The sequence below is a fragment of the Rhizobacter sp. P2_H2 genome, from assembly GCF_056403375.1.
In genome coordinates, this window is sequence record NZ_JBFUFP010000340.1 from 1 (window position 1) to 5,135 (window position 5,135).

General features: G+C 70.3%; 4 protein-coding genes. 2 read left to right on the top strand and 2 right to left on the bottom strand.

The window, feature by feature from the left end:
- Positions 1–119: 119 nt before the first annotated feature.
- Positions 120–632, bottom strand: coding sequence for a DUF3455 domain-containing protein (locus AC1D15_RS17370; protein ID WP_477826952.1), 513 nt, complete (start codon positions 630–632; stop codon positions 120–122).
- Positions 633–738: 106 nt separating this feature from the next.
- Between AC1D15_RS17370 and AC1D15_RS17375 the strand changes: the two genes are divergently transcribed.
- Complete coding sequence (locus AC1D15_RS17375; protein ID WP_477826953.1) at positions 739–1,677, top strand: CE1 family esterase; 939 nt, start codon at positions 739–741, stop codon at positions 1,675–1,677.
- A gap of 10 nt (positions 1,678–1,687) precedes the next feature.
- Here the strand turns inward: AC1D15_RS17375 and AC1D15_RS17380 are convergent, their stop codons facing one another.
- Positions 1,688–2,929 (bottom strand): cyclic di-GMP phosphodiesterase, encoded by a 1,242-nt coding sequence (locus AC1D15_RS17380; RefSeq protein ID WP_477826954.1) that lies wholly within the window; start codon positions 2,927–2,929, stop codon positions 1,688–1,690.
- A 187-nt stretch (positions 2,930–3,116) separates the two neighbouring features.
- On the opposite strand from AC1D15_RS17380, the gene AC1D15_RS17385 reads away from it, so the two are divergent.
- Positions 3,117–5,135, top strand: a 2,019-nt coding sequence (locus AC1D15_RS17385) for an ATP-binding protein (protein ID WP_477826955.1), incomplete at its 3' end; no start/stop codon positions are given.

Genomic DNA, 5,135 nt, shown 5'->3' on the forward strand with positions numbered 1-5,135 from the left:
CACCAGGGGGCGGGGCTCGGGCTGTCGATCTGCCGCGAGATCGCACGGGCGCACGGCTGGACGCTGGCCGCGGCGAATGCGCAGGACGGTGCCGAGTTCAGCCTGAGCTTTGCCGAGGCTCAGGGCGCCAGCAGGATGTAGTCGGCGGTGTAGGGCACGCGCTCGGTGCGGCCGAGGCTCGCGGCATCGCAGCCGGCGGCCGGTGCCGCGCCGCCGGCGGTGTTGACGCGCTGCACGCTGGTGATCTTCGCGAGCCGGCCCGGTCCACCCACCGAGCGTGCCGACAGCAGCAGCCACGGGATCGCGCCGGCCAGCGGGGCGTCGGCGCGGGCCTTCGCGGTGCCGACGATGCGGCTGCCGTCGGCGAGCTCCCAGTGCGGGCCGGCATAGTGCTTGCCGGCCGGCGCGCCCTGCACGTCGAACAGATCGGCCTCGGGCGCGACGAACACCCATTCGGTGCCGCTGCCGCCGACCTTGTTGCGGCATTCGTAGATCTGCACGCCGCGCGCGCCAAGCCGTTCGACGGCCCGTTCGCCGGCCGGCACCAGGTTGGCCGGCACCGCGACGGCGGCCGGTTGCGAGGCGCAGGCCGCGAGCGCGAGCGCGCCGAGGCAGGTGGTGAGCTTGAGCATGGGCATCTCCCGTGACGAAATTGAAATGGAACGTAGCAGACCCTGCGATCCGTGCTGCGCCCAGGGTCGTAAGCTCGGCGCAGGATCTTTCAGCGAAGGTGAAACTATGCGCCGCCTGACCGGCTTTGCCGCGGCCCTGGGGCTGCTGTTGTGCAACAGCCTGTGCCAGGCTCAGGACGACCCGAAGGCCCGCATCGCCGCAGCGGGCGACTACCGCTACACGGTCCGGCACGGCGAGCTCGACCGCCTGTACCGCGTGCATGTGCCGAAGACCTTCGATGCCGCGAAGCCGCAGACGCTGGTCGTCGCGCTGCACGGTGGCGGCGGCAGCATGGACTACCAGGCCGATGACGCGAACTACGGGTTGATCAGCCTGTCGGAGCGCACGGGCGCGGTGCTGGTGTTCCCGAACGGCTACAGCCGGCTGCGCCGCGGCACGCTCGCCACCTGGAATGCCGGCAGCTGCTGCGGCCAGGCGCGCGACCGCGAGGTCGACGATGTCGGCTTCATCCGCCAGGTGGTCGCGAACCTGCAGCAGCAGATGGTGGTCGCTCCGAACCGGGTGTTCGCGACCGGCATGTCCAACGGCGCGATGATGGCCTACCGGCTCGCCTGCGAGGCCGGCGACGTGTTCAGTGCGATCGCCGCGGTGGCCGGTACCGACAACACGCGGCGCTGCACGCCGGCGCGGCCGGTCAGCGTGCTGCACCTCCATGCGCGCAACGACCCGATGGTGCCGTTCGATGGCGGGTTCAGCAGCAACACGCGGCTGCGTGGGGCGACCGGCGAGTTCGCGTCGGTGCCCGACACGGTGGCGCGGTGGGTGCGCCACGATGCCTGCACCGGTGCGCCCCGGACGGTGCTGGAGAAACCGGGCGCTCGCTGCGAGGTGCATGCGTCGTGCAGCGGCGCGGCGCAGGTGAAGCTGTGCGTCACCGAGACCGGCGGGCATTCGTGGCCCGGTGGGCAGAAGGCGCGCGGCGAGGCGCCGAGCCAGGCGGTGTCGGCGAACGCGCTGATGTGGGAGTTCTTCAACCGGCCGTAGTCGGTGTGGGTCATCCAGGGCGTTGCACGCCCGCGAGGATATCGAGATCCTTGAACTTCCATTCGTCCGGCGATTCGCAGCGCAGCACCTTGTCCTGGCAGTACGCGCTGCCCAGGTCCATCTCGAGCGGCTCGATGCGCATGTTCGACTTGGTGCTGAAGAAGGCCTTGACCTTCGGTGCGAGCAGGTTCTGCGCGTTCTGTGCCGTCACCACCGCGAGCTTGCCGGACTGCAGGCGCAGCAGCGAGCCGACCGGGTAGATGCCCACCGTCTTGACGAAGGCCTGGAACACGCGAGGCTCGAAGTGGCCGTTCCACTGCGCCATGCGGCGCAGCGCCTCGCCCGGATCCCAGCCGCTCTTGTACGGGCGCACCGAGGTGATCGCGTCGTACACGTCGCACACCGCGCCCATCTTCGCGAACAGGCTGATCTGCTCGCCCGACAGCTTGTGCGGGTAGCCGCTGCCGTCGACCTTCTCGTGGTGGTGCAGGCACACGTCGAGCACCACGGCGCCGGCGCTGCCGCCTTCGAGCAGCATCTCGTGGCCGCGCTCGGGGTGGCTCTTCATGATGTCGAACTCGGCATCGGTGAGCTTGCCGGGCTTGTTCAGCACCTCGAGCGGCATCACCGCCTTGCCCAGGTCGTGCAGCATGCCGGCCAGGCCGGCCTTCTTCAGCTGGTCGCCCTGCAGGCCGAGCTGGCGGCCGAGCGACACCATCAGCGCGCAGACGGCCACCGAGTGCATGTAGGTGTATTCATCGGCGCGCTTGAGCCGTGCGACGCTGATCAGCGCGCCGGGGTTGCGCAGCACCGATTCGGAGATCTCCTCGACCAGCTCCTCGCACTGGCCGGCGTCGACCGCCTTGCCCAGGCGCGCCTCGCCGAACATCGATGCGATCTTCGGCACCGAGCGGCGGTACAGCGCGGCGGCCTTGGCCATCGCGGCGTCGCCGCTGTCGAGGGCGTCGAACTCCATCGGCATCGACGCGACGAACTCCAGCTCGCGCTCGACCTCGTCGGCCACCGATTCCTGCGTGATGGCCTGCGCCACGGCAGCCGAGCCTTCGACATCCAGGCCCTTGCCGGTGTCGATCCACAGCTCCTTGACGCCGCCGGACTTGATGCGTTCGAAGTCAGCGTCGGATTTCAGGATGAACTTCGAGCGCCAGAACGGGTGATCCATCCACGAGCCGCAGAACTCGTGGACATGCATGCCCAGGCGCAACTCGCTGACAGCAATTTTCTTGATCACGCTCGACTTCCGGACTTGTGCACTGGTTCACGGTGGCAACGCGCCTCCCCTGACGGACTGTCCACCTGGGCAAGATATCGGCATCCGGGGATGGGCATTGAGGCACTTGCGCGAGGATTTCACGCCTGGGTGCACGCTCGGCGCCCCCGATTGCGCCGCCCGCCACGCCGGGCTAAAAGACCTTCCCATGGCCACATCCCCGCCGGCGCCCGCCGTCCTGCCTCCGCGCCGCAAGTTCGCGGCCCTGCTGGCCGGTGCAACGCTGGCTGCCTCGCTGCTGATCGGCTGGCTGCTGTGGGTGGCGCGGCAGGACGCCATCCAGTCCGCCCAGACCACCGCGCTGAACTACGCGCGCACGCTGGAGGTGCGCATGGACGGCACCTTCCGCCGCACCGATGCCGTGCTTCGCGCGCTGACGCAGACGGTGCCGCCCGAGGCGCTCGCGCCGCAGGGCGAACTCGCCCACGCCCGGCAGGTCAACGGCGAACTCGATGCGATGCTGCGCGATTTCGACGAGCTGATCGCGCTGCGCATCATCGACGCCCGCGGCGACCAGCGCTACGTGACCTCGTCGGCCAGCACACCGATGGCGAACTATGCCGATCGCTCGTTCTTCAAGGCCTACCAGCGCGACCCGCAGGCCGGCCTGCTGTTCACCGACGTGGTGACCGGCCGCGTCAGCCAGCGCCCGACCATCGTGATGACGCGTCCGGTGCGCGACGCGCAGGGCCGGTTCGTCGGTGCCGCGCTGGCGCCGCTTGACCTCACCTACTTCCAGCAGCAGTTCCGCAAGCTCGACATCGGCCGCAACGGCACGGTGTTCCTGCGCCGCACCGAGGCCGGGAATCTGGTGCTGCGCTGGCCGCAGATCGATGCCGAGGTCAACAAGCCGATGCCGCCCGACCAGCCGATCCTGCGCGCGGTCAAGGCGGGGCAGCCGGAGGCGGTGAACGAGTACGTCGCCTTCACCGACGGCGTGCGGCGCATCTCGGGCACGGTGGTCGTGAAGGGCTACCCGTTCTTCCTGACGGTGGCACTCAGCCACGACGACGTGCTCGCCAGCTGGCGGCGCCTCGCGTTGTTCACCGCGCTGGCCTGGCTGCTGCTGCACCTGCTGATGGTGGTGATGATCCGCCGGCTGTGGCGCAGCGACCGCGAGCGCCGCTCGCTCGAGGCGCAGCTGCGCGAATCGCAGCGCATCGAGTCGATCGGCACGCTGGCCGGCGGCATCGCGCATGACTTCAACAACATCCTCGCGGCGATCCTCGGCAATGTCGCGCTGGCGCGCGAGGACATCGGCGCCGGCCACCCCGCGCTCGCGAGCCTGGAGCAGATCCACAAGGCCAGCGTGCGCGCCCGCGACCTGGTGCAGCAGATCCTCGCGTTCGGCCGCCGCCAGCCGCAGGCGCTGGTCAACCAGCCGCTGCAGCCGTTGGTGGAGGAATCGGTGCGGCTGCTGCGTTCCACGCTGCCGGCGGTGGTGTCGCTGGAGTGCCGCCTGGCGGCGCCGACGCTGCACGTCAACGCCGACGGCACCCAGGTGCAGCAGGTGCTGATGAACCTGTGCACCAACGCCTGGCATGCGCTGCAGGGGCGGCCGGGGCGCATCGAGGTCGGGCTGGCGGCGTACGAGGTGGTGTCGGGCGACGAGCGCGCCATGGGCACCACGCCGCCACTGGCCGCCGGGCACCATGCCCACCTGTGGGTGCAGGACCAGGGCGTCGGGATGGATGCGGCCACGCAGGCGCGCATCTTCGAGCCGTTCTTCACGACCAAGCCGACCGGGCAGGGCACCGGGCTCGGGCTGTCGGTGGTGCACGGCATCGTCGCGGCGCACCACGGCGCGATCCGCGTCGACAGCGCGCCCGGGCGCGGCACGACGATGCACCTCTACCTGCCGGCCGCCGAGCCGGAGCCGGTCGAGGAAGCCCTGCCGGTCACCGCGCCCGGCGCGCTGCAGGGGGCCGGCCAGCACGTGGCCTACGTCGACGACGACGAGGTGATCGTGCTGATGGTGGAGCGGCTGCTGCTGCAGGCCGGCTACCGGGTCACTGCGTTCCGCGACGGGCACGAGGCGGTCGCGGCGGTCGCCGTGCGGCCGCTGGCCTTCGACCTGGTGATCACCGACTTCAACATGCCGGGCTACTCCGGCCTCGACGTGGCGCTGGCGCTGCGCGACATCCGCGCCGACCTGCCGGTGGTGATC